This is a genomic window from Streptomyces sp. TS71-3 (genome assembly GCF_018327685.1).
Lineage (GTDB): Bacteria > Actinomycetota > Actinomycetes > Streptomycetales > Streptomycetaceae > Streptomyces.
On record NZ_BNEL01000001.1, the window covers coordinates 597,647 to 619,922 of the forward strand.

At 69.3% G+C, this 22,276-nt stretch carries 19 protein-coding genes; 9 read left to right on the forward strand and 10 right to left on the reverse strand.

Going from position 1 to position 22,276, the window contains the following annotated elements; all coding sequences use genetic code 11:
* Window positions 1–22: 22 nt before the first annotated feature.
* Entirely contained in the window at window positions 23–601 is a 579-nt protein-coding gene (locus Sm713_RS02595; RefSeq protein ID WP_374195951.1) for a DUF1707 and DUF4190 domain-containing protein, read from the forward strand.
* 99 nt (window positions 602–700) lie between these two features.
* Here the strand turns inward: Sm713_RS02595 and Sm713_RS02600 are convergent, their stop codons facing one another.
* Window positions 701–1,111, reverse strand: a complete 411-nt coding sequence (locus Sm713_RS02600) for an ATP-binding protein (protein WP_212908079.1) — start codon at window positions 1,109–1,111, stop codon at window positions 701–703.
* A gap of 186 nt (window positions 1,112–1,297) precedes the next feature.
* Here Sm713_RS02600 and Sm713_RS02605 point away from each other — a divergent pair, with 186 nt between their 5' ends.
* Together Sm713_RS02605 and Sm713_RS02610 are read left to right on the forward strand one after the other, a co-directional pair.
* Window positions 1,298–2,170 carry a helix-turn-helix transcriptional regulator gene (locus Sm713_RS02605; protein WP_212908080.1) on the forward strand — a complete coding sequence of 291 codons (873 nt, stop codon included), beginning with the start codon at window positions 1,298–1,300 and terminating at the stop codon, window positions 2,168–2,170.
* Window positions 2,167–2,370: a DUF397 domain-containing protein gene (locus tag Sm713_RS02610; RefSeq protein WP_212908081.1), complete on the forward strand. Its 204-nt coding sequence runs from the start codon at window positions 2,167–2,169 to the stop codon at window positions 2,368–2,370. The genes Sm713_RS02605 and Sm713_RS02610 overlap by 4 nt, the downstream gene beginning before the upstream one ends.
* 75 nt (window positions 2,371–2,445) lie before the next feature.
* Here Sm713_RS02610 and Sm713_RS02615 read toward each other — a convergent pair whose 3' ends face one another.
* The 7 genes from Sm713_RS02615 to Sm713_RS02645 form a co-directional block, all read right to left on the reverse strand.
* Window positions 2,446–2,736: a helix-turn-helix domain-containing protein gene (locus tag Sm713_RS02615; RefSeq protein ID WP_249416042.1), complete on the reverse strand. Its 291-nt coding sequence runs from the start codon at window positions 2,734–2,736 to the stop codon at window positions 2,446–2,448.
* Between the two features lie 508 nt (window positions 2,737–3,244).
* The gene (locus tag Sm713_RS02620; RefSeq protein WP_249416043.1) at window positions 3,245–4,159 is read right to left on the reverse strand and encodes a M48 family metalloprotease; all 915 of its coding nucleotides are present in this window, start codon (window positions 4,157–4,159) and stop codon (window positions 3,245–3,247) included.
* Between the two features lie 569 nt (window positions 4,160–4,728).
* Complete coding sequence (locus Sm713_RS02625; RefSeq protein ID WP_212908082.1) at window positions 4,729–5,181, reverse strand: Pycsar system effector family protein; 453 nt, start codon at window positions 5,179–5,181, stop codon at window positions 4,729–4,731.
* Between the two features lie 184 nt (window positions 5,182–5,365).
* The gene (locus Sm713_RS02630) at window positions 5,366–6,628 is read right to left on the reverse strand and encodes an SPFH domain-containing protein (protein WP_212908083.1); all 1,263 of its coding nucleotides are present in this window, start codon (window positions 6,626–6,628) and stop codon (window positions 5,366–5,368) included.
* 21 nt (window positions 6,629–6,649) lie between these two features.
* Complete coding sequence (locus tag Sm713_RS02635) at window positions 6,650–8,839, reverse strand: hypothetical protein (protein ID WP_212908084.1); 2,190 nt, start codon at window positions 8,837–8,839, stop codon at window positions 6,650–6,652.
* Window positions 8,836–9,843, reverse strand: coding sequence for a hypothetical protein (locus Sm713_RS02640; RefSeq protein ID WP_249416044.1), 1,008 nt, complete (start codon window positions 9,841–9,843; stop codon window positions 8,836–8,838). Before Sm713_RS02640 ends, Sm713_RS02635 begins: the two co-directional genes overlap by 4 nt.
* Before the next feature lie 134 nt (window positions 9,844–9,977).
* Window positions 9,978–10,712, reverse strand: a complete 735-nt coding sequence (locus Sm713_RS02645; protein WP_212908085.1) for a Crp/Fnr family transcriptional regulator — start codon at window positions 10,710–10,712, stop codon at window positions 9,978–9,980.
* Between the two features lie 378 nt (window positions 10,713–11,090).
* Between Sm713_RS02645 and rpsL the strand changes: the two genes are divergently transcribed.
* From rpsL to Sm713_RS02670, 5 genes are all read left to right on the forward strand, one after another.
* On the forward strand, window positions 11,091–11,462 hold the full coding sequence (rpsL, locus tag Sm713_RS02650) for a 30S ribosomal protein S12 (RefSeq protein ID WP_003948652.1): 372 nt from the start codon (window positions 11,091–11,093) through the stop codon (window positions 11,460–11,462).
* Between the two features lie 2 nt (window positions 11,463–11,464).
* Window positions 11,465–11,935, forward strand: a complete 471-nt coding sequence (rpsG, locus tag Sm713_RS02655) for a 30S ribosomal protein S7 (RefSeq protein WP_212908086.1) — start codon at window positions 11,465–11,467, stop codon at window positions 11,933–11,935.
* Window positions 11,936–11,974: 39 nt separating this feature from the next.
* Complete coding sequence (gene fusA, locus Sm713_RS02660) at window positions 11,975–14,095, forward strand: elongation factor G (RefSeq protein WP_212908087.1); 2,121 nt, start codon at window positions 11,975–11,977, stop codon at window positions 14,093–14,095.
* Window positions 14,096–14,274: 179 nt separating this feature from the next.
* Window positions 14,275–15,468, forward strand: coding sequence for an elongation factor Tu (tuf, locus tag Sm713_RS02665; RefSeq protein WP_212908088.1), 1,194 nt, complete (start codon window positions 14,275–14,277; stop codon window positions 15,466–15,468).
* A gap of 676 nt (window positions 15,469–16,144) precedes the next feature.
* Window positions 16,145–19,339 (forward strand): glycosyl hydrolase 115 family protein, encoded by a 3,195-nt coding sequence (locus Sm713_RS02670; RefSeq protein ID WP_212908089.1) that lies wholly within the window; start codon window positions 16,145–16,147, stop codon window positions 19,337–19,339.
* A 188-nt stretch (window positions 19,340–19,527) separates the two neighbouring features.
* Here the strand turns inward: Sm713_RS02670 and Sm713_RS02675 are convergent, their stop codons facing one another.
* Both Sm713_RS02675 and Sm713_RS02680 read right to left on the reverse strand, forming a co-directional pair.
* A complete protein-coding gene (locus Sm713_RS02675) occupies window positions 19,528–20,073 on the reverse strand; it encodes a GNAT family N-acetyltransferase (protein ID WP_212911732.1) in 546 nt (181 codons plus the stop codon).
* Window positions 20,074–20,431: 358 nt separating this feature from the next.
* Window positions 20,432–21,325: a hypothetical protein gene (locus Sm713_RS02680; protein WP_308293142.1), complete on the reverse strand. Its 894-nt coding sequence runs from the start codon at window positions 21,323–21,325 to the stop codon at window positions 20,432–20,434.
* 641 nt (window positions 21,326–21,966) lie between these two features.
* Between Sm713_RS02680 and rpsJ the strand changes: the two genes are divergently transcribed.
* Window positions 21,967–22,275, forward strand: coding sequence for a 30S ribosomal protein S10 (rpsJ, locus tag Sm713_RS02685; RefSeq protein ID WP_003948644.1), 309 nt, complete (start codon window positions 21,967–21,969; stop codon window positions 22,273–22,275).
* The last annotated feature ends 1 nt before the right edge of the window (window position 22,276 follow it).

The window sequence follows — 22,276 nt, forward strand, 5'->3', positions numbered from 1 at the left end:
CCTGTTTCGGGGGCTTTGTATCATGTCGAGTCATTCATGGCAGCCGATGCCCTGGCGGCCCCAGCAGGCCCAGCGGCCCCAGTACGGCACTCAGAGCGATTCCTGGCGGCCTGCGCCCTGGCCGCCCCAGCACGGCACCCAGCCCTCCATGCTGGCCTCGCACGCCGACCGGGAGCGTGCCGTCGACGTCCTGCGGGCCGGTTTCGCCGAGGGGCGGCTGCCGCAGGGCGAGTACGAGCAGCGACTGGAGCGCGCTTACCGTGCGCGCACGGTAGGTGACCTGACCGTTCTCGTCGCCGACCTGCCGCAGGGCCCTGTAGCGCAGCAGACACCCCCCGCGACCGCCCATGCACCGCGGACCTTCATGCCGGCGGCCCCGTCGGACGCCAACGTCAAGTCGATCGGCGCCCTGTCCTTCGGCGTGGCCGGCTTCGCCACGGCGGGGGTCACCTCGATCCCGGCGATCGTCCTCGGCCACATGGCCCGCAACGAGATCCGACGCACGGGCGAGCGTGGCGACGGCATGGCGCTCGGTGGGTTGGTGCTCGGGTGGATCGGGGTGGTGCTTTTCGTGGTGGTGATCATCGCGGCGGCGATCTGACATTGGGACCCGGGGTGGCTTCTGGGTCACCCCGGGTTGCTGGGTCTCTGGGCCACCCGGTGGGCGTGGCGAGCGGGGTCGAGCCGTCGGCTTCCCGGTTCAGCCGACCGTGGCCTTGAGTTCTGCCCACACCGTCTTTCCGATGCCGTGTGCCCGGTCTCGCACGCCCCAGCGGTCGGCCAGGGCTTCGACGAGGAGTAGCCCGCGCCCGCTGGTCTCGTCCTCTCCGGGGTTCCGGACCTCGGGCCGCCCGGTTCCGGCATCGCTCACCTCCAGCAGCAGTACCCCGTCCTGTGGCGAGTGGGTGATCCGTACACCCACCTGGCGATCATGCGGCACGCGTACGCGTAGGGCGTTGGTCACCAGCTCCGAGAGGACCAGTTCGGCCGTTTCGGAGACGTCCTGGCTGACCTGCCAGGTCCCGAGCATGGCGTGCAGCAGCGCTCGTGCTCTGGGGACGGTGGTGGGGCGGCGGGACAGGCGGAAGGCGACTTCGTTCGTTGCAGCCATAGGGACCTCCAAAGGGGGCTGGCCGGGGGGTCGGGTGGTGCTGACGGCAGCTGCCCTGCGCAATAGGCAGCAGCCTCGCGGCCTGCCTCTGTTTCGCGCAACGTTGAATGGAGTTTCCGATGCCTGATTCACCAGATCGAGTAATCTGGAGGCGGCAGGGTCGCTTCTGCTGATAGGCAATGGCGTATGCCAAACGTCAAGCCGTCCACTGTGCTGGGCCGCCAACTCGGCGACGACCTACGCAGCTTCCGCGAGCAGGCGGGCATGTCGACCGCTGACGCGGCCGCGGTCCTCGAATGCACCAAGGGAAAGATCAGCCGTATCGAGAACGGCCACGTCCCCGTCCGTGCCCCGGATCTGGCTGCTCTCATGCAGGCATACGGCGTTGAGGATCTGAATGCCCAGAAGCGACTGAAGGCGTTGGCTCTCAAGGCCAATCGACGCCGACGCGCGGGGTGGTGGCACCAGTACGAATCGATGCTCCACGACGCCTACCGCGACCAGATCGAGCTGGAGGCCATCTGCGAGAGCATCCGGACCTATCAAGTGCAGTTGGTGCCTGGGCTGCTCCAAACGCCCGAGTACGGCCGTGCGGTAACGGTCGCGTCGCGCACATGGCAGACACCGGAGGAGATCGACAGGTTCGTGGAAGTCCGGCTCGCGCGGCAGCAGCGGCTGACCGGGGAGTCGCCCATGGACTTCTGGGCAGTGCTCGCCGAGGGGGTTCTCCACCAGCAGGTGGGCGGTCCTCCGGTGATGCGTGCGCAATTGGATTTCCTCATGACCATGGCGGAGCGGTCCAACATCACCTTGCAGGTGCTGCCGTTCTCACGCGGCGCACACTCGGCCATGTTCGGCCCCTACCTGCTGCTGAGCTTCCCGCAGGTGGCTTCGCTCGACCTCGTTCTGACGGAGACTCCGACCGGCAACATCTGGGTAGAACGTGAGCCTGAAGTCGCCCACTTTCGTGCGCTCTTCGACGACGCCCGCACCGTAGCGTTGCCACCGACGGAATCCCTTGCGCTGATCGAGCGCATCGCCAAGGAGTACACGACATGAGCCACGAGTGCGGCACTTCGGTGGATGTAGATGTTCCGACATGGCGCGCCAGCAGCTATAGCGGAGGCCAGGGGGATTGCGTCGAGGTTGACGATCACATACCCGGCGTGGTTCCCGTCCGCGACAGCAAGCGGCCCGGCGGTCCGGTGCTCGCGTTCAGCCGGACGGCGTGGGCGGTTTTCGTCAGCCGGCTCGTGTGATCTACGCGTCTCGGGAAGCTGCCCCTTCACTTTTCCCGTGCCCGGCTCCCGGTTGGAACCGGAAGCCTTGTTGATTCAGGAGGCGTGGGAGGCGAAGGCCACCGAGAGGTCGCTGTTGGGTGCGATCTCCAGGTACAGGGTGGAGTCGAGAGCCGCGGCCAGACGTTCGAGAAGAGGGATGGTAGGAGTGGAACCGCCGTGCTCCAGGCGGGAGATCGCAGTTTGGGACATGCCCGCACGCGTGGCTAACTGGGTCTGGGTGACGCCCAGGGCGATGCGACGGTCTCGGACGGCTTTGCCGAACAGGTAGGCGCAGCGGGCCTCCTGGTACCCCTCGCGGGCCCGGTCGGCACTGGTGATCTCCAAGCGGGTGTGGCTTATGGGGTCTCTCCAGGGAAGCAGTCGTAGCAGGTGTGCCCGGCCGGGTGCTGGGCTTCGCACGCTTTCTCGGCGGCCAGAGCTCTCTGTACTTCGGTGTGCTCCTGCCGCTGTGTATTGGCGAAGAGGGTGAGAAGCGCGATTCGCCGGTCCGGCGCGAGCCAGTAGGTGACGCGGTGATGCGGTTGTCCGCGGCAGAACCGGAGCCCTCGTACCTTGCCGCCCAGGTGACGGCTAGCGTACCGAGGCCTTTCATGCATTAGACGGTATATATCGTCATTGGCATGAGTGGGCAGAGGCCCCGGCCTCTCGGAGATCCCCGCCTGCCTTGGCCGTGCCCAGTGGACGGTCCGGCACGGCAGTGACGCCTTTCCCGCTCATGCGGCGTCTGGCGACACTGGCTGTGGTTGCCTACCTGGGAACTGACTGCCGATAGACCTGCACACGAAGGGCGGTCACTCCAAGGGGTGACCGCCTTCGCGGTTGCAGGGGGCGATCAGAGATCCTGCCGGGCGAGTCCCTCCAGGGCAGCGAGTCGTGTGTCGATGTCGGGATGGTTGGAGAGCAGCCGGGCCATGGCACCGGGCCGCCGCTGCCTGATCCTCCGCGCCTCGTTCCATGCACGTGTGCTGGCCTCCTGGGCCTGGTGGTAGCGGAGGACCTCGGCTAGTTGCGGCCTGAATCCGAGGGCCGAGGCGTGGGCGTCGGCCCGCAGCTCACCCCGGCGGGCGACATAGGCCACCAGATACGGGCTCACGATCAGCGGGATGAAGACAAAGGGCATCGCGATCAGCCCGCACACCAGGGCCGTCCCCATGACCAGGACGAGGACCCCGGCGCCGGCCAGTGAGAAGAGGCTCGCGACCCGTATGGCCAGCGCGGCGCACAGGCGTAGCAGCTTCCATGCCAGCCGGGCGGGCAGCGAATACCACTGACCGAGCAGGCCGGACCAGGCGTGACCGCCCGTGTGGTGTCCCAGTTCGTGAGCGAGGATCGCGGCCAGGTTGCTGCTGGGGACCTCACGGAGCGCATACGTCGTGACACCGACCACGTGGCCGGCGACGGCGAAGGCGTTCAGGTCGTTGCTCTTCTCCACCATCAGGTCGTAGCTGTGAGCCTCGATCCCGGCGCGGGCCGTCACCTCGCGCCAGACCGGGTCAAGACGGAGACGCTCTTCATCCGATGGTGGACGCAGCCGCAGCAGTGTCCGGGAGAGGGCCAGCTCTGCGGGACGGTGGAAGAACAAGGCGCCGGAAGCGAGCCAGGAGAGCGCGATCAGCCAGACCACGAGCCAGTTGAACAGCGCCTCGGAGATGGTCACGACCAGTGCGAGACTGACCACGGCGCCCGGTGCCTGGATCAGCAGCCGGCCGAGCGCGGTGGCGTCCGCGCCGCGCTGGTGCGCGGCCACGTGGATGCGGGAGCCGAGGTGTCGGTAGTCGAGGTCGTCGGGGGCGGCGGACGGCGGTGGTGGTGGAGGAGGGGGCGCGGGCGGGAGCGCGGGGGGCGCTTCGAGCCCGGACGCATACGGGGGCGTTCCGGGAGGTGGTGCAATGCCGGCCGCAGGGCCCTGCCACGCTGCGTGCCGTGGGCCTGGTGGTGCCGTGGGATACGGATAGGGCGGTTGCGTGCCCGCAAACGGGAGGGCCGGGCCCTGAGGCAAACCTTCCCCAGGCCGCCCGGAGGGCGGGACCGGAGCGGACGGAGAGACAGGGGGGAGCGGCGGAGGGGCGGCGGGATACGGGGGCGCTGTGCACGGCGGTGGCGCCGGCCTCTCGGCAGAGGGCGCGGACCACGCCACGGCCTGCGGCCCATCGGGGTAGGCGAGTGGGTTCGGTAGGGGAGGGCCTGCCGGGTAGGCGGGTGGGTCCGGCAGTGGGGGTGCTTCGGGGTAGGCGGGTGGGTCCGGGAGCGCAGGGCCCTCGGGGTACTCGGGTGGGTGTGGCTGTGTCATGAGAATTCCTTGGGCTTGGATGTGGGTCAGCCGATGAGCAGCGCCGTCGGAAGGAGCGCTGAGCCGACGCAGAAGGCGATCAGCCCGACGCGTATCCACTCGTGTTTGCGGCTGGCGATGCGACTGGTTTCGTTGAGGGCCGTGGCGAGTCCGGCCAGGGGGTGGAGTTCGGTCTCGGCCAGTGCCTCGGCGAGTAGGCCGGCGCGCACGGCGCGTCGGACGTCGCCGAAATAGGCCAGAGGAGCGCCGGGGGACCAGCCGACCCGGCTGTGCCGCGGCAGTACCGTGAGGAGCAGTGCTACCAGTGACAGCGCGAACGCCGCGGTGCCGCACCACCAGATGGTGGCGGCCAGCGGAGAGAGCACGCGCGGTGTCCAGCTTCGCCCGGTCAGCAGGCCGCTGAACAACCCAGCCGTCATGCCGAGCGCGGCCACGAGCACCGCTGCCTTGGCATCGGCGCGAGCGATCTCGGTCCGCATGGCGACGAGGAGTTGCTCCCCGCTCCGGGCACCGGGTAGGGGGAGCGTCGGGTCTGCTGGGGTCCGGTCGGGATCGGCGGTTCCAGTACGTGCGGGGCTCGCCGCCGTTCGGATCCGATTGGCGCCGGCCCTTGTCCCCCCGTACGGGGCAGAGTCGCCTTGAGCGGAGTCGCTCGGCGCGCCGTCAGGCGTGGCCATGGCGGTACGGGGAGCCGTCTTCGGGCGGTTGCCGCGGACCCGCGTCTTGGGGCTTCCGCCACGGGTCGTCCTCCGATGACGGTGGTCGGGCAGTGGGCCCGGGTGGGAAGGTCGGCCGGGGCGGTTCGGGCGGCTGACCGGAGCGAGCCGCGTCAGGCTCTCGCTCCTGCGGTGCCGTCAGCCCTTCGTCCTCCTTGTGCCGAATGCCGTCCTGTGCTGTGCCGCCATCGAGCTCCGCGCCGGGCTCCATGTCGCTCCCGGGTGGCAGCTGCCCGTGCTCCGCAGCATGCGGCAGGGCGCTCGGCGGGGTCTGACGGAGCAGGTCGTCGACAGCTCCGAGCGTCTTCCTGGCAGCCTCGGCCTGCTGGTAGTCCTCCAGGGTCCCCGTGCTGATGAGCTCCAACTGGCTGCGAATCAAGGTCAATTGGTCGCGCGTGATGTTGTTCAGCACCAGCTGCGTGTCCTCGGGGTGCTCAGCCAGATGCACGGCCCAGGCCCCGACGCCGCCGTACTGGAGGTGGTGCTGGTAGTACTCGATCCTGCGCGTGGCCAGCTCCTCCATCTGCCGCTGCCGCAGCGCCGCCAGCTCGTGCTCCTGGTGGGCCTGGCGGAGCCGGAGCTCGTGCTCGGAGCCGAGCAGTTCGTTCTGATGGCGCAGCTCACGCTGTCGCATTTGGTGCGCGATCGCCGCATCGTCCGTGCTCACCTGCACGACGCAGGTGGTGTGGAGTCCGATGTCCGCCGCCAGGCCGTCGACGACGACCTCCTTCGTCACGGCCTCCTCGGCAGCGGCGCTCTCCTCTATGGGGAAGCGGCGGCTGACGACCCGTGCGCGGCCTTGCAGCTCCCTTCTCAGCCGTGCGGGAACGTCCCGTTCTCCGCTGGTGACGAACCGAGTGGGGTCGGTGACCTGCCAGGTGAGGTCGGCGGTCACCGTGAACTGGAACGCGTCCCCCGCGCTGGGGAGTTCGAGCTCCACCTGGACCGGGTGGATGCCCATGTCCACCTCGTACACGGAGGTGTACCGCCTGCTGGCCGCGTCCGCGCGGGTCGGCCGGTGCGGCGGGAGGAACGTCTCGTAGGTGTTCTGTGTGGTGACGAAGACCAGTGCGTGGTCGATCGGGGTGGTCGGCCTGCGGGCGGTGTAGTCGAAGCGGGAGATGGGCCGGACCGTCAGGACCGGGTCGATCAGGACGCTGTGCCGGTCCGCTTCCTGATGCCACTCCGGTGGTCGGCGGAAGTCCGCCATGTGTGTCAACTCCTCATGAGGTTATGAAGGGGTCGGCCCTGCTGCGGGTGCACGGCTGACCACGGCGAGCAGGTGTTCGGCGATCTGCGGGCGAGTGCCTGCGTCGTCGCGCGGCAGTGTGCGGAGCAAGTGGGCCAGGCGGTCCCGGTCGGCCGCCGTGCTGATCAGCAACGGCAGAAGGTGCTCGACGGCGTGGAGCGCGTCGCTTCGTTGCTCCGCCACGGACACCCAGAGGCGCATCGCGTCCAGGGCTCGGCGGGTCTCTCCACGGTCGTTCAATGCGGCCCGCCACAGCGTGGCCAGGTCACGTGTGGCCTGAGGGCTTGCGACGCCGGTCTCCGCGTACCACTCGACGAGCGCTCCCTCGTCGGTGTTCTCGCCGGCGAGAACGAAGGCTCCGAGAACAAGGGCTCGGACGGCGGTCGAGTCCTGGTAGAGCAGGCGCACCAGTTCGGAGAGCATCTCTTCCGGCTCCCCGCCCTCGCCGCCGGAGAGCAACAGGGCTGTGGACTCGATGAGGTTGCGCCGCTCGGCTTCGCTTCCGGACTCGGTCCGGGCCCTGCCGGCGAGCGCGTTCAGCGCTGGACCGGCCAGAGCGGGCCGGTGGGAAGCGAGCAGGGAGAGGGCCCGGATCGCCGTCCAGCGCCGCGCCCAGTCCGGGTCGTCGCACCAGCGCGTCAGCAGGGGGAGGATCGCAGTCACGTCCAGCAGCTGGGCGAGCGTCAGGGCGTTGGCGGCCATGACACGTGGGCGGAACGACCGGGAGGCGGCCCAGCCGTCGATGAGCAGCGCCACGGCGGACGGCAGGTCGGCGGCCGCCAGCAGCGCCGCGCCGGCGGCGGCGCGTGTGCGCACCAGCGGCCGCTTGTCCTGGGCGAGCCTCTTGAGCCAGGCGACCAGGGCAGGTCTGGCAGAGGGATGGCCCGTCCACACTTCAGTAAGCAGGGCACGCGCGGTACCGCGCTCCGCAAACCTGGTCATGTACTGGGAGATCGGGCCCCACTCGGTCTGCTCGGTCCGCTGGTCGGCCACGGCCCGGGCCAGCTCCAGACGCTCGTCGGGCGAAGGCCCGAACACTGGGATCTCCGGGGGAGTGGCGGGGTGCTGGAGCCGCTGGAACTCCACGAACAGAACATCGGCGAGTTCGGCGGCCAGGACGTACGGAGCGTCGTCGAGGAGCGCCAGCGAGATCAGGAATGCCTTGTCGCGCAACGGGAGACGGGCATCGGCCAACCAGGTGCGGCACTGGTGCTCCACCGCGGCCATGCCGAACCCTGCGAGCTGGGCGATGCCCTGTTCTGTGCCGTCAAAGGCGGCCAGCGCCCGGGCGAAGTCGGCGGCCTCAGCGATCCTGTGGTGCCCCTGGGCCAGGAAGTCCCCCACCGGCGTCAGCGCGAGCAGCCGGCCGACGTCGTCTCGCCCGGCGCACAGTACCGCAAGATGCGCGCGGAGGACCTCGTCGACGGCCGGACGCCGCCAGTGGAAGGGCGAGGCCCCGATCACATGTGCGGTGCTCGCCACTGTGAGCACCAGGTAGCCGTCGACTTTGGCGAGCTGCTCGCGCATCGCGTACAGGTGCGTCTGCCTGAGCGGCTTGTTCCGGCTCAGCGGCAGGTCCGCCAGGACGTATCCGCCCGCGAACGTGAGGTGCGTGGGCAGGGCGCCGGGAGCGAGATCCGGCTGGAGGGCGCGCACCGCGGGGACACCCAACCGGTGCAGCAGCACCTGCGCCGCGGTGCTCCGGCCGCTGCCGTGGGCCCCGGAGAGCACCAGCACGCGCTCCTCGCGGAGCCGACCGAGAGCGGCGGTGAAGTCGTGGTCCGCCACGAAGGCGCGATCGAGCCGCTCCAGTGCCGCGGCCGGGATCTGTCCGGAGGCACCGACCGTCTCGGTCACCTGGGCATGGTGATGGATCTCAGTCCGGCCGCCGAGGTACACGTCCCCTGTGAGGTGCCCGCCGGACACCACGTGCTGTGCCCCACCGACCAGCGAACCGCCGAAGGAGGCCGGGATGAAGTCGGGGGCGTGGGTGAACAGCTCACGCTGGGCTGCGCGCGCCTGCCGGCTGTGCTCCTCGGACTCGCTGTCCTCCTCCACCGCGGCTCCTGGCGCGGCTTCCTCCGGGCGCTGTTCCGCGTCGTCCGCTGGCGGTGCGGAACCGGCCGGGGGCCGGTCGCCGGCGTCGGCGGCCTGCCAGAGCCGGGCGGTCACGCCGACTCCCCGCGTGCCACCGTGCCGTCGGCGGGTCCGGTGCGGTCGCCGTCCGGCCGGGTGCCACTAGTGCCGTCGGCCTGGGCCGGGCCGGTGCGGTGCGCGGCAGGATCCGAGGGTTCGTAACGGTGGATCTCGGTCCGGCCGCCGAGGTAGACGTCGCCGGTCTGCTGCCCGCCCGAAACGACGTGCTGGTCGCCGCCCACCAGCCCACCGCCGAAGGAGACCGAACCCCCTCCCGTGTGGAACGCCCAGCCCGCCATCGAAGGTCCGCCGCCGTGCGTGGCCGTGGCCGAGGGCGCTGTGGGGCCGTTCTGCTCCCGCTCCAAGGCCGGTGCGGAGCGCTCCCCCAAGGTGCTCCGCACCGGCCCGCCCCCCGTTCCACTGTGGTCCTGGGACGCCGTGGGGTCTGCGGGTCCGGCGCTGCCCGCGGTCGGTAGGGGCCCGTGGAGCCATGCCTCCAGCGGGCCGTTCTTGCTGTGCACAGTGATCGCGTGGAAGTCGTGGGCCGGGATGCCCCGGTGGTCGTGGCGGACGATGCCGGCATGGATGCCGGGCGAGACGCACAGTGCCATGCCGGACGGTCGCTCCTTCAGCGCGTCGCGCAGCACCTGCGCGTCGAGCAGTCGGCACGCGTTGTTGAGGTCGGTGCCGACCCAGCCGTCCCGGTCGTCAACGGCCACGTATCCGGTGGCCACCACCACGCGCAGCCGGATCTGCACGGTGCTGGACGCCAGTCGGTTCATCTCGCGCAACTCGTCGGGGACCTGCGTGAGCAGCGCCCGCAGCAACGCCGGCACGGAGGCATTGGCGTCGACCAGCTCCATCACCGAGTCTCCGCGGTCGGCTCGTAGCCGGAGCGTTTCGTCGATGCCGGCGCTCTGCAGGGCCCGGTCGGTGACGTCGTAGAGTCTGCGCCGCAGGTAGGTCTGTTCGATGTCGTCCCGGTCGCTGTACCGCTCGATGTCGAGCAGCAGGATCGTCCTGCTGACGGGCTCGGTCATGGTCGCCTCTCGGTGGGTTCCTGCCGTGTGAGGCGAGCTTTGCGGGTCACTGGGCCGGGCCGTGAGGAACGATGACGCACTCGAAGTGTGACGGTGTGCACAGAGCGACGCAGAGGCGCGGCTGCGCACGTCGGTCAAAGCCCGCTGGGCTGGCCGGGGCCCCGCTTCGCGATCATGCGCAGCACATCCGGCCGGGTGATCAGCATGGCGCGCCGCGCCGTCTCCACGGCCTTCTTCTCTCGTAGGTCCTTGAGCAGCCGCTGCACCATCTCCCTTGAGGCACCCACGGCGCCGGCCAGCTCCTGCTTGCTCAGCGGGATGACGAACTCGATGCCGCGCGGAGTGCGCCTGCCATGGGTGTGGGCCAGATCGAGCAGGAGTGCGGAGAACCGTTCGCGCACGCTCATCGCCGCGAACTCCAGACGGCGCCGGTCACCGGCCCGGGCCCGGTCGGAGATGAGGCCCAGCAGGAGGAAGGAGACCCCCGGCGAACGGTGGATGAAGTTCCGGGCGCGTTCGCAGTCGACGGCGGTCGCGCGCACCTCCTCCAGCGCGGTCACCGTGGCCGATCGGGAACGCCCGGTCAGCAGTGCAGACTCGCCGAGAATGTCCCCGGGCCCGCGCAGCGCGAGCAGCATCTCGTAGCCGTTGGCGGCGGAGGTGATCACCTTGGTCCAGCCGGACTGGATCAGTAGCACGTGAGTGGATGGTTCGTGCTGGTGAAGGAGGACGGTCCGGGGCGCGAAGGTCAGCTCCCGCCCCAGCGCGAGCAGAGTTTTGCGGTCCTGGGGCTCCAGCCGGAGCAGGAAAGGTATGCGGTCTTCCAGCCCCTCGTCGTCGATGCCCGGTATCCCCGGTGTCTGCGGCATTGCGCGGCCCCCAAAGTCCACAGCGGACCGATCAAAGTACTGAACGGCGACCGACTGTGATCGGCCCATGGCCAGGTTCGGGCCATGATCGGGAATATCCGGTGTCCCGGTGGAGCTGTACATATCCGGCGTGTCGCCGTGCCCCGATTCGTTTTGACCGAACTCGACGAGCTGGGTACGCTCAGACCTTGTGCCTGGGGTGTGCCCTGGCCCTCGTGCGTGCCTTGAAACCGTACGGTCGGGCCAGAAGCGGCCACCGCAATTCTGTGCTCCTCCTCCCTGCGTGGGGGAGTCCCCAGTATTCGACACACCCGACCGCGTGGGTCGGCGAAGTTCCAGGTTAGCTTTACCTATCGGCACACAGAAACCGGAGAAGTAGTGCCTACGATCCAGCAGCTGGTCCGCAAGGGCCGGCAGGACAAGGTCGAGAAGAACAAGACGCCCGCACTGGAGGGTTCCCCCCAGCGTCGCGGCGTCTGCACGCGTGTGTTCACGACCACCCCGAAGAAGCCGAACTCGGCCCTCCGCAAGGTCGCGCGTGTGCGTCTGACCTCCGGTATCGAGGTCACGGCCTACATTCCGGGTGAGGGACACAACCTGCAGGAGCACTCCATCGTGCTCGTGCGCGGCGGCCGTGTGAAGGACCTGCCGGGTGTTCGCTACAAGATCATCCGTGGCTCCCTCGACACCCAGGGTGTCAAGAACCGCAAGCAGGCCCGCAGCCGTTACGGCGCCAAGAAGGAGAAGTAAGAATGCCTCGTAAGGGCCCCGCCCCGAAGCGCCCGGTCATCATCGACCCGGTCTACAGCTCTCCTCTGGTGACCTCCCTGATCAACAAGGTGCTGCTGAACGGCAAGCGCTCCACCGCCGAGCGCATCGTCTACGGCGCCATGGAAGGGCTGCGCGAGAAGACCAGCAACGACCCGGTCATCACCCTCAAGCGCGCCCTCGAGAACATCAAGCCGACCCTTGAGGTCAAGTCCCGCCGTGTCGGTGGCGCGACCTACCAGGTTCCGGTCGAGGTCAAGCCGGGCCGCGCCAACACGCTGGCGCTGCGCTGGCTGGTCGGTTACTCCCGCGCCCGCCGCGAGAAGACCATGACCGAGCGCCTGCTGAACGAACTGCTCGACGCCTCCAACGGCCTCGGCGCAGCCGTGAAGAAGCGCGAGGACACGCACAAGATGGCCGAGTCCAACAAGGCCTTCGCGCACTACCGCTGGTAGTCGCAACCCCATCGAGATCCGAGAGAAGAATGAAGCCTTATGGCTACCACTTCGCTTGACCTGGCCACGGTCCGCAACATCGGGATCATGGCACACATCGACGCGGGCAAGACGACGACCACCGAGCGGATCCTGTACTACACCGGCGTCTCTTACAAGATCGGTGAGGTCCACGACGGCGCTGCCACCATGGACTGGATGGAGCAGGAGCAGGAGCGTGGCATCACGATCACGTCTGCTGCCACCACCTGTCACTGGCCGCTCGAGGACGTCGACAACACCATCAACATCATCGACACCCCGGGCCACGTCGACTTCACGGTCGAGGTGGAGCGCTCACTGCGCGTGCTCGACGGTGCCGTGACGGTGTTCGACGGAGTCGCCGGTGTCGAACCGCAGTCCGAGACCGTGTGGCGTCAGGCGGACCGCTATGGCGTGCCGCGTATCTGCTTCGTGAACAAGCTCGACCGCACCGGTGCCGAGTTCCACCGCTGCGTCGACATGATCATCGACCGGCTGGGCGCGACCCCGCTGGTCATGCAGCTGCCGATCGGCGCCGAGGCTGACTTCAAGGGCGTTGTCGACCTCGTCCGTATGAAGGCGCTGGTGTGGTCCGCCGAGACCGCGCTCGGCGAGGCCTACGACGTCGTCGACATCCCCGACACCCACCAGGAGGCCGCCGACGAATGGCGCGGCAAGCTCCTGGAGGCCGTCGCGGAGAACGACGAGGAGATGATGGAGCTGTACCTGGAGGGCGAGGAGCCCACCGAGGAGCAGCTCTACGCGGCCATCCGCCGTGTCACGATCAACTCCGGCAAGGGCGACGGCACCACCGTCACCCCCGTCTTCTGCGGCACCGCGTTCAAGAACAAGGGCGTCCAGCCGCTGCTCGACGCCGTGATCCGCTACCTTCCGTCGCCGCTCGACATCGAGGCGATCGAGGGCCACTCGGTCTCCGACCCCGACCAGGTCATCCGGCGCAAGCCGTCGGACGAGGAGCCGCTGGCGGCGCTGGCGTTCAAGATCGCGAGTGACCCGCACCTCGGCAAGCTCACCTTCGTCCGGGTGTACTCGGGCCGGCTCAACTCCGGATCCCAGGTGCAGAACTCGGTCAAGGGCAGGAAAGAGCGCATCGGCAAGATCTACCGCATGCACGCGAACAAGCGTGAGGAGATCGAGTCGGTGGGCGCCGGTGACATCGTCGCCGTCATGGGCCTGAAGCAGACCACCACCGGTGAGACGCTCTCCGACCCGGCGAACCCGGTGATCCTGGAGTCCATGGACTTCCCGGCCCCGGTGATCGAGGTCGCCATCGAGCCCAAGTCGAAGGGCGACCAGGAGAAGCTGGGTGTCGCGATCCAGCGTCTCGCCGAGGAGGACCCGTCCTTCCGCGTCAAGACCGACGAGGAGACCGGGCAGACGATCATCGCCGGCATGGGTGAGCTCCACCTCGACGTGCTGGTCGACCGGATGCGCCGCGAGTTCAAGGTCGAGGCCAACGTCGGCAAGCCGCAGGTGGCCTACCGCGAGACGCTGCGCAAGGCGGTCGAGAGGCTGGACTACACCCACAAGAAGCAGACGGGTGGTTCCGGCCAGTTCGCCAAGGTGCAGATCGCGGTCGAGCCGCTCGACGGCGATGGCTACGAGTTCGAGAACAAGGTCACCGGTGGCCGCATCCCGCGGGAGTACATCCCGTCCGTGGACGCGGGCTGCCAGGAGGCCATGGAGTTCGGCGTGCTCGCCGGCTACCCGCTCACGGGTGTCCGGGTCATCCTGCTCGACGGCGCCTACCACGAGGTCGACTCCTCCGAGATGGCGTTCAAGATCGCCGGTTCGATGGCCTTCAAGGAGGCCGCCCGCAAGGCCTCCCCGGCCCTGCTCGAACCGATGATGAAGGTCGAGGTGACCACGCCCGAGGACTACATGGGCGACGTCATCGGCGACATCAACTCCCGTCGCGGTCAGATCCAGGCCATGGAGGACCGCCACGGCGCCAAGCTCGTCACTGGGCTGGTGCCGCTGTCGGAGATGTTCGGCTACGTCGGAGACCTCCGCAGCAAGACGTCGGGTCGCGCCAGCTACTCGATGCAGTTCGACTCCTACGCCGAGGTTCCGCGGAACGTCGCCGAGGAGATCATCGCGAAGGCCAAGGGCGAGTAGCACGGCCGGTTCGGTCAGCACGACCGGTTCGGTAGCTCACACGCTTTAGGCTTGACTCGGGAGCCCATGGGACTTTCCGCCGCAATCCCGGCGGAATGTCCCCGGCCCCGGCTTTCCAGCAAAGATCACCTGGCGCCGATGAAGTAAGGCGTACAGAACCACTCCACAGGAGGACCCCAGTGGCGAAGGCGAAGTTCGAGCGGACTAAGCCGCACGTCAACATCGGCACCATCGGTCACATCGACCACGGTAAGACGACCCTCACGGCCGCCATTACCAAGGTGCTGCACGACGCGTTTCCGAACCTGAACGAGGCCTCGGCCTTCGACCAGATCGACAAGGCTCCTGAGGAGCGTCAGCGCGGTATCACCATCTCCATCGCGCACGTCGAGTACCAGACCGAGGCGCGTCACTACGCCCACGTCGACTGCCCCGGTCACGCGGACTACATCAAGAACATGATCACCGGTGCCGCCCAGATGGACGGCGCGATCCTGGTGGTCGCCGCGACCGACGGCCCGATGCCGCAGACCAAGGAGCACGTGCTCCTGGCCCGCCAGGTGGGTGTGCCGTACATCGTCGTCGCCCTGAACAAGGCCGACATGGTGGACGACGAGGAGATCCTCGAGCTCGTCGAGCTCGAGGTCCGCGAGCTCCTCACCGAGTACGAGTTCCCGGGCGACGACGTTCCGGTCGTCAAGGTCTCCGCTCTGAAGGCCCTGGAGGGCGACAAGGAGTGGGGCGAGTCCGTCCTCAACCTGATGAAGGCCGTGGACGAGGCCATCCCGGAGCCCGAGCGTGACGTCGACAAGCCGTTCCTGATGCCCATCGAGGACGTCTTCACGATCACCGGTCGCGGTACGGTCGTCACCGGCCGTATCGAGCGCGGCATCCTGAAGGTCAACGAGACCGTGGACATCATCGGCATCAAGCCGGAGAAGACCACCACCACGGTCACCGGCATCGAGATGTTCCGCAAGCTGCTCGACGAGGGCCAGGCCGGTGAGAACGTCGGTCTGCTGCTCCGCGGTGTCAAGCGCGAGGACGTCGAGCGCGGCCAGGTCATCATCAAGCCGGGCTCGGTCACCCCGCACACGGAGTTCGAGGCGCAGGCGTACATCCTGTCGAAGGACGAAGGTGGTCGCCACACCCCGTTCTTCAACAACTACCGCCCGCAGTTCTACTTCCGTACGACGGACGTGACCGGTGTGGTGAACCTCCCCGAGGGCACCGAGATGGTCATGCCTGGCGACAACACCGAGATGCGCGTTGAGCTGATCCAGCCCATCGCCATGGAGGAGGGCCTGAAGTTCGCCATCCGTGAGGGTGGTCGGACCGTGGGCGCCGGCCAGGTCATCAAGATCATCAAGTAACGTCACCCCTGACGTCGGCGTAGGGCCCTGTCGGGCCCGGCCACCCGAAAGGACCCGCGCGATTTCGGTCGTGCGGGTCCTTTGCGTTTTCCCGTGATGCCGGGGGCCACCCCGTGCCCTGCCTGCGGCGCCCCTGGAGTAAGGGGCTATCCCCGGAGGGGCGCGGGGAACTGCGCGATTAGCCACGACGAGACCTGCAGGTCGCCACCGTCCCGAGGGGCAGTCGCGGTCGTGTCCGGACCACCGGTGGGTAGTGGGTTGCTCGCGCAGTTCCCCGCGCCCCTTAAGAGGTGCCCCTTCGAGTCAGGGGTCGCCCTGGCCCACCCTGGGGGCGCGGAGAACTGCGCGATCAGCCACGACTGGGGGCACCCCCACTCCCTTCAGGCAGTGGGGGACGTCAGATCGTCACCGCCCCGAGGGGGCAGTCGCGGTCGTGTGCGGGCCATCGGCAGGTGGGTGATTGCTCGCGCCCGCGCGGCGAGCCGCATATCGACACAGCCCCGCGCCCCTGAACGACGGAGGGGTGACCCTTCACGTCAGGGGCCACCGCGGCATCGGCATCCCACGAAAATGTTTCGGTCATGCCTAGGCATTGTTTCGGTGAATCTTTCGAAGAAGGATATGCCTCGGCCGACCGTCAGCCCCCGGCCGCCCCTCAGGGAACGGAGGAGCCCCGATGGACAGCCCCACCCCCGCCCCGCCGGGCCGGAGAGCGATCCTTGCCGCCGGCGCCGGCGGCACCCTCGCCCTCGGCCCCCTGGGATCCGTCACCGGGTTCCCCGAAGCCGCTCACGCCGCCCCCGCCGCGGCTCGCCCCACCGACCCCGGCGCCTACATCTCGTTCACGAACCGGCCCGGCGCGTTCCCGCTGGCCGCGCGCAGGACCGCCGCCCCCCTCGTGGTGAGCGCCGGGGACCACCCGGGCGTGCTCCGCGCCGTCGCCGATCTCCGGGACGACATCGAGCGCGTCACCGGCGTCAGGCCCGCCCTGGAGAAGACCCCCGAGGGCGCCGCCGCCCCGAAACATTCGGCGGCGGGTGCCCGGGAGATCGTGCTCGTCGGCACCCTGGGCAGGAGCCCCCTCGTCGACGCCCTGGTGACCTCGGGAAAGCTCGACGCCAGCGCCGTCCGGGGCAAGTGGGAGACGTCGTTGCAGGCCGTCGTCGAGCGGCCGCTGCCCGGCGTGGACCGTGCCCTGGTGATCGCCGGCAGCGACCAGCGCGGCACCATCTTCGGCGCCTACGACGTGAGCCTCGGCATCGGCGTCTCGCCCTGGTACTGGTGGGACGACGTCCGCCCGGTGCGCCGCGACGCGCTCTACGTGCTGCCCGGCGCCCACACCCAGGGCACGCCCGCCGTGAAGTACCGGGGGATCTTCATCAACGACGAGAACCCCGCGCTCGGCACCTGGGCGCCGGCCTACTTCGGCCCGGGGAAGGCCGAGGGGTTCGAGGGCGGCTTCAACGCCGACTTCTACGCCAGGGTCTTCGAGCTGCTGCTGCGGCTGAAGGCGAACTACCTCTGGCCGGCCGTCTGGGGCCGGGCCTTCGCCGAGGACGACCCGGACAACCACGCCCGCGCCACCGCGTACGGCATCGTGATGGGCACCTCGCACGAGGCGCCGATGATGCGCGGCATCGAGGAGTGGAACCGCCACGCCGTCGCCGCGGTCCGCGACAAGGACGGCAAGATCACCACTCCGGGCCACGACCCGTACGGCGGCACGGGGGAGTGGTCGTTCCGGAACAACGCCGACGCGATCAAGAAGTACTGGCGCGCCGGCATCCAGCGGATGGTGGACCAGGGCTTCGAGGGCGTCGTCACGCTCGGCATGCGCGGCAACGGCGACACCAGCCTGCCCGACGGCGACGGCATCGAGCTGATGCAGGAGATCATCCGGACCCAGCGGGAGATCATCGCCGACGTCACCGGCAAGGACCTCGCCACCGTCCCGCAGGTGTGGACCCTCTACAAGGAGGTCCAGCGCTACTGGGACCGGGGCCTGCGCGCCCCCGAGGACGTCACCGTCGTCCTCACCGACGACAACTGGGCCAACATCCGCATGCACCCCGACCCCGCGGAGCCGGCCAGGTCCGGCGGGTACGGGCTGTACTACCACTTCGACTACGTCGGGGTGGGCCGCAACTACAAGTGGGTCGACACCACCTCGCTGCCGAACATGTGGGACCAGCTCCACCAGGCCATCGCCTACGGCAACCACGGCCTGTGGGTGGCGAACGTCGGCGACCTCAAGGGCAACGAGCTGCCCACCCAGTTCTTCCTGGAGCACGCCTGGAACCCGGACCGCTGGGACCTGGACGCGCTGCCCGAGTGGGAGAGCCGCTACGCCCGCCAGAACTTCGGCGAGGCCCAGGCCGGGGCCATCGCCGGCGTGCTCGCCGAGTACGCCCGGCTCCAGTCCCGCCGCAAGCCGGAGCTGCTGAACCGCCGCATCAGCCTCGACCCGGCGAAGGACCCGGCGCAGGACGACACGGCGATCGTCTACGACGACCAGGCCACGCCGTTCTCGCTCACCGCCCACCGGGAGCTGGAGCGGGTCACCGAGGACTGGCAGCGGCTCGCGAGGAAGGCGGAGTCGCTCGGGCGCCGGCTGCCCCCGGCCGAGCAGGACGCGTGGTTCGGGCTGGTCGGCTACGAGGTCGCGGCCACCGCCAACCTGTACGCGCTCCGCGAGGCCGAGTTCACCAACCTGCTCTACGCCGAGCAGGGCCGCGCCGCCGCCAACGACCGCGCCGCCGCCGCTCAGGCCCGCCTCAAGGACGACTTCGCGCTGATGGACCGCTTCAACACGAAGATCGCGGGCGGCAAGTGGCAGGGGTTCATGACCCAGCCGCACATCGACTACGGCGACGTCGAGCGGTACGGGCCCAACGCGCCCTGGCAGCAGCCGGAGATCGACAACGTCGCGATCCCGGACGTGCTGTTCCCCGCGGTCAAGCGGATCGAGCTGCCCGACCGGGCGGAGCTGGGCGTGGCGATCGACGGGTCCGCCGAGTGGTGGCCGCATGCGTCGACCGAGGCCCGGCTGCCGGCCTTCAGCCCCCACCAGACGCGCCCCGACCAGTACATCGAGGTCTTCAACCGGGGTGGCAGGCCCTTCGCCTACCGCATCGAGCCCACCGTGGACTGGCTCCGGGTGGACCGCCCGAGCGGCACCGTGCGGCAGCAGGTCCGGGCGACCGTCACCGTCGACTGGGCGCGGGCGCCGCGGCGGCGGGCCGAGGCGGGCATCGTCGTGCACGGGCCCGGGGGCGCCGCCGTCACCGTCACCGCGGTCGTGGACCCGCCGGGGGTGCACGGGCTGAGGGGCTTCGTGGAGGCGGGCGGGTACATCGCCATCGACGCGGAGCACGCCACGCGGGCCGTCGGCGCCCACGGCGTCGGCTGGCGGCGCCTCGACCGCATCGGGCGGACCTGCGCGGGCATGACACCGACACCCGTCACGGCCTCCCGGCAGACGCCGGGCGGTGCGTCGCCGCGGCTGGAGTACGAGGTCACCGTGCTGACCCCGGGCGAGCTGACCGTCTGGGCGTACCTCTCGCCGCGCAATCCGGCCCTCGCCAGGGACGGCCTGTCCTACGCGGTCTCCTTCGACGACGACCCGCCGCAGACCGTGGACGTCATCGCGGTCACCGGGTCCGACGACGGCCTGATGAACACCCGGTGGGCGCGGAACACCTCCGACAACGTCAACCGGACCGCCACCAGGCACACGGTCCGGGCGCCAGGGGTGCACCGGCTGACGTTCTGGATGGTCGACCCGACCGTCGTCGTGCAGCGGCTGCTGGTGGACACGGGCGGCTTGGAGCCGACGTACCTCGGCCCGCTGGAGAGCCGCAGGCTGCCCTGACCCGGGGCAGGCAGGCGCGGTCGCGCGGGCGGGTGCCCGCGCGACCCCTCAGACCGGGCCGGCGGGCACCCGCCCCGATCCGCTGACCCGACCGCACGGCCGGTCCCGGCCCGCCCCGAACCTGCTGGGACCGGCCGTGCAACCCGTTCACCGTTCAGCCTTCGGCGCGGCCCTCGCGGGCGCCGGCTTCAATCCTGGGCCGTCCCGGCCACGGGCCGCGCGGGGATGCCCGTGCCTGCCGGAGCCTCGAAGGAGATCCAGGTGTCCGGCGGGACCTCCGGGCGCCCCGGCACGGGCCGGTGCTCCTCGGTCCACGCGTCACCCGCGATCTCGGTGGCGATCCGCCGCCAGAAGCGGACGGCGCCGGTGTTGGCGTCCTGGAACGCGATCTCCCAGGGGCCCGGGTGCCGCGCGACGACCTCCTTGACGGCGCGCATCCCGACGCCGTCCCGCCGCGCGCCCCGCACCACGAAGAAGCTGTTCAGCACGGCCTTCGGCCCGCTCAGCCCGCGCACGAACGCCAGCCCCGCCGGCCGCTCACCGCTCACCAGCAGGTACGCGGCCCAGTCCGGCCCGCCCGCGAGCGCGGCCTGAAGCCGCTCCGTCCGGTAGGTGCCGTCCGGGTCCGGCAGCGTCCCGCCGAACTCGCTCATGTCGTGCCGGAACATCAGCCAGAGCCGCTCCAGCACTTGCCGGTCGGCAGGGCTCGCGGGACGGACGGTCACGTGCGGCATGGGCTCCTCCAGGGGCTCGGAACGCAAAAAAGCCTCCCTGGGCGGGAGGATCCCGCGCAGGGAGGCATGACGACTACGGGAAACGTACCAGGTCCCAGGCGAAGCACGGGATGGCGGGCGCACTGCGGGTGCACCGGTGGGTTCGCCTCCGTCTGATCGTGGCAAGGACCGGCCGGGCAGGTCACTCGGCGAAGACGTCGCTTGAGTGGTCGGCGGTGGCAGCCCTCGTCAACTGGGTGCGGAGAGTGTCCACGTCGGTGCAGTCGGTGATCCGCTGGCGGCTATGGGATTCCCTCAGGTCTGTGCTGTCGGGCCGCGCACAACGCGCACGGGCGCGGCTCCGCCAGGCGGTGATCCGCTACTCGGAGAAGACGTCGGCTGCGCGGCTGACGGTGATCGCGCGCTGCAGCCAGATGCTGAGGAGGTCTGGGTCGGTGCAGTCGGTGATGCGCTGCCGCGTGGTGTCGTCCACGTCGATGCCGCGCGTCTGGAAAACCAGGAGCAGGTCCTTGGCGCCCCGCTCAGCGTGGCCTTCGGCGCGCCCCTCCGTAAGCCCCTCCGTACGCCCCTCCGTACGCCCCTCCGCCCGCAGCTTCTGTGACGTCTCCGAGCGGAAGAACGAGAGGTCGATGGCCATGAGATTCCTCCAGATCTGTGCTGCCGGGCTCTTGTCCAGGCCGAGTTCGGTGAGTTCTCGGAAGACGGTCGCGGTGTCTTCGTCCACGGTTTTCAACGCGGTGGCCAGCGCCCTCAGCATCCTATCCGCGTCCGGGTCGTAGCCGTGTGTGATCGCCGCGAATGTGGCGAGCGGGATGTCCTGGGCGGCCGTCTCGGGGTCGGTGACCGGGGGGACGTTGTGCGGGCCGAGCACGAGGGGCCGCAGGGAGAGCGAGCGCCACTGCGGCAGGCCCAGGTGGAACGGGGTTTCCGCCCAGCGGGCCGTGCCCGCGTCGTGGCAGACGACGAGCAGGACCGGGGGAATGCGGTACTTGGCGTACAGGTAGCCCAGGTAGTAGGCCCAGCTCCCGTGCTTGTCCGGGTCCTTCCTGCGCTGTGACTCCACGGCCAGGAGGTAGCTGCCGTCGTTGGCCGTGTCGAAGCGCAGGAGCGAGTCCAGCCTTCGCTCCAGCGGCTTGGTCTCGGTGAGGTCGGGGGTTAAGAGGTTCACCTCTTCGGGCTCTGCGAACGCATACCCGAGTTTGCGGAAGGTGCGGCTGAAGACGCCCGGATCCTCCTGGAAGATCCGATGCATCGCTTCATGGGATGAAGTGACCATGGACAGGACGCTAGGACGGCGCTCGCATATGCCAGGCGGATATGCATGCGCGTTCACCCGAAAGGGACCCCAAGGCTTCGGGGAGTGGGAGGTGGGGAAGTCTCGGGGGAGTGCAGGGGGTGCGACAGCGCGACGATGTGGCCGCCGTCACTGTGGCAGCTAGCCCATCCGTTTGGACGCCCGCCCCCGAGGGGTAGGATCCCCCGCTCGATTGGCCCTGGCCCCGGCCCATATGGCAGACTGTCCGGGTTGCTCGGTTGAGTGCCGATGCTGCGCGCCTCCCGCCGGGAGGACCGGAAGCGAGTCCCACAGTACTCGTCGCCCCAACTGCACCCGGGATCCACAGGATCCCGACCGCGGCGCTGAGGCGGACGTACGGGAATCTTCCGGGAAGCGTCAGCGGGGCGCCGGCCAGGCACCCGGTGAACGGACCGCTCGGTCCCGCCCCGGCCCGTGGTCGTCGGATCGTCGATCGCACCCCTCGCAAGGGAAGTCCGCACCGCGGACACGCATGCGAGCGGAGCGCGACACGCCCGACCGCGTGGGTCGGAGGAGGGCTCCAGTGCCCGCCGCCGGGTTCCAGAGCGTTCAACAAGAGACAGGACTAAGAAGCAGCCATGGCGGGACAGAAGATCCGCATCCGGCTCAAGGCCTACGACCACGAGGTCATCGACTCCTCGGCGAAGAAGATCGTCGAGACGGTGACCCGCACTGGTGCGTCGGTCGCGGGCCCGGTGCCGCTGCCCACAGAGAAGAACGTGTACTGCGTCATCAAGTCGCCGCACAAGTACAAGGACTCGCGCGAGCACTTCGAGATGCGCACGCACAAGCGCCTCATCGACATCCTCGACCCGACCCCCAAGACCGTTGACTCGTTGATGCGCCTCGACCTCCCGGCGGGCGTCGACATCGAGATCAAGCTCTGAG

What these genes read in the sequence shown, in the direction of transcription:
- Sm713_RS02605 (WP_212908080.1), top strand. Translation starts at nt 1,298, where the DNA reads ATGCCAAACGTCAAGCCGTCCACTGTGCTGGGCCGCCAACTCGGCGAC.
- fusA (WP_212908087.1), top strand. Translation starts at nt 11,975, where the DNA reads ATGGCTACCACTTCGCTTGACCTGGCCACGGTCCGCAACATCGGGATC.
- Sm713_RS02645 (WP_212908085.1), bottom strand. Translation starts at nt 10,712, where the DNA reads ATGCCGCAGACACCGGGGATACCGGGCATCGACGACGAGGGGCTGGAA.
- Sm713_RS02610 (WP_212908081.1), top strand. Translation starts at nt 2,167, where the DNA reads ATGAGCCACGAGTGCGGCACTTCGGTGGATGTAGATGTTCCGACATGG.
- rpsG (WP_212908086.1), top strand. Translation starts at nt 11,465, where the DNA reads ATGCCTCGTAAGGGCCCCGCCCCGAAGCGCCCGGTCATCATCGACCCG.
- Sm713_RS02625 (WP_212908082.1), bottom strand. Translation starts at nt 5,181, where the DNA reads ATGCGGACCGAGATCGCTCGCGCCGATGCCAAGGCAGCGGTGCTCGTG.
- Sm713_RS02680 (WP_308293142.1), bottom strand. Translation starts at nt 21,325, where the DNA reads ATGCATCGGATCTTCCAGGAGGATCCGGGCGTCTTCAGCCGCACCTTC.
- Sm713_RS02630 (WP_212908083.1), bottom strand. Translation starts at nt 6,628, where the DNA reads ATGGCGGACTTCCGCCGACCACCGGAGTGGCATCAGGAAGCGGACCGG.
- Sm713_RS02670 (WP_212908089.1), top strand. Translation starts at nt 16,145, where the DNA reads ATGGACAGCCCCACCCCCGCCCCGCCGGGCCGGAGAGCGATCCTTGCC.
- rpsJ (WP_003948644.1), top strand. Translation starts at nt 21,967, where the DNA reads ATGGCGGGACAGAAGATCCGCATCCGGCTCAAGGCCTACGACCACGAG.
- Sm713_RS02675 (WP_212911732.1), bottom strand. Translation starts at nt 20,073, where the DNA reads ATGCCGCACGTGACCGTCCGTCCCGCGAGCCCTGCCGACCGGCAAGTG.
- Sm713_RS02595 (WP_374195951.1), top strand. Translation starts at nt 23, where the DNA reads ATGTCGAGTCATTCATGGCAGCCGATGCCCTGGCGGCCCCAGCAGGCC.
- Sm713_RS02640 (WP_249416044.1), bottom strand. Translation starts at nt 9,843, where the DNA reads ATGACCGAGCCCGTCAGCAGGACGATCCTGCTGCTCGACATCGAGCGG.
- Sm713_RS02600 (WP_212908079.1), bottom strand. Translation starts at nt 1,111, where the DNA reads ATGGCTGCAACGAACGAAGTCGCCTTCCGCCTGTCCCGCCGCCCCACC.